General features: G+C 61.1%; 1 protein-coding gene. It reads left to right on the top strand.

Translation table 11 applies throughout. From position 1 onward, the window contains the following. Positions 1 to 78 precede the first annotated feature (78 nt). Positions 79 to 1,107 (top strand): IS110 family transposase, encoded by a 1,029-nt coding sequence (locus tag APM_RS18325; protein ID WP_007424888.1) that lies wholly within the window; start codon positions 79 to 81, stop codon positions 1,105 to 1,107. Positions 1,108 to 1,361: the final 254 nt, after the last annotated feature.

Below are 1,361 nucleotides of genomic sequence, written 5' to 3' on the forward strand. Positions count from 1 at the left end.
GTAGTGATGGGGTGGACGCCCCCCGACGGCATCTATGTGCCAAGGTAGGTGTCAACACACCTGCAGGAGGAGGCGTCCGTGGCCGAGGTTACTACAATTGGACTTGATATCGCAAAGCACGTTTTCCAGGCGCACGGCGTTGATGCCGATGGCCACAAGGTCTTCAGCCGGCGGCTCACGCGGGCAAAAGTGCTGGAGTTCTTCTCTGCGCAGCCTCGCAGCCTGGTGGCGCTGGAGGCCTGCGGCGGCGCACACCACTGGGCTCGCGAACTTGCGAAACTGGGGCATGATGTCCGTTTAATCCCGCCAGCTTACGTCAAGCCGTTTGTCAAGCGCAACCAGAAGAACGACGCAAATGATGCCGAAGCAATCAGCGAAGCCGCGCAGCGGCCGAACATGCGTTTTGTCGCGGTCAAGAGCGAGGAGCAGCAGGCCTCGGCGCTGGTTTTCCGTACCCGAGATCTTCTGGTGCGGCAGCGCACGCAACTGATCAACGCGATCCGCGGTCACATGGCCGAATACGGCTGGGTTGCTCCGAAGGGCCGGATGTGGATGGCGTCGCTGCGCGAGGTGATCGATAGCGACAACTCGCTGCCGGTAGCAGCCCGCGACATGCTCCGGGTCATGCTGGTCATGCTCGATGGGCTCGATTTTCAGATCGCTGATCTCGACAAGGAAATCGCCCGGCGAGCTCGCGAGGACGAGGATGTGCGGCGCCTAATGACGATCCCGGGCATCGGCCCGATCGCGGCGACGGCTATATGCGCTCTGGCGCCACCCGCGGAGACTTTCGCGCGAGGGCGGGACTTTGCCGCCTGGGTAGGGCTCACACCATTGCAAAAATCGACTGGCGGCAAGCCCAGGCAGGGGCGGACAACGAAGATGGGCGAGCGAACCTTGCGGCGTTTGCTGATTATCGGCGCGAGTACCTTGATCCGACACGCTAGCAAGAAAGGCCCGACCGCAGGAGGCTGGCTTGCTTCGATGCTGACACGCAAGCCGCGAATGTTGGTCACGGTTGCACAGGCCAACAAGACCGCACGCATTGTGTGGGCCGTGCTCACAAAGAAAGAGGATTATCGAGCTCCGGTAGCTGCAGCAGTATAAACTGCCAAGCTACTGAGGCTGGCGGAGAAGGTAGGCGATCGAAGGAGAGTATGGCACAACCGTCGGCGAGACGGGGTCGGAAAACCAGTTGTTACCAATGTGCGCGAGCACGCTGTAGTGTTTTGGATCCGATCCGCGAACTCCCATACAGGCCCGCAGAACGTCTCTGCACCCAGAGGCCGGACAGATGGCAGCATCCGACACCTGTGCACCCTCAAATTTGCGCTTGCTTTCCGCGGGGCGTCCACAGATGG

Source organism: Acidiphilium sp. PM (genome assembly GCF_000219295.1).
Taxonomy (GTDB): domain Bacteria; phylum Pseudomonadota; class Alphaproteobacteria; order Acetobacterales; family Acetobacteraceae; genus Acidiphilium; species Acidiphilium multivorum.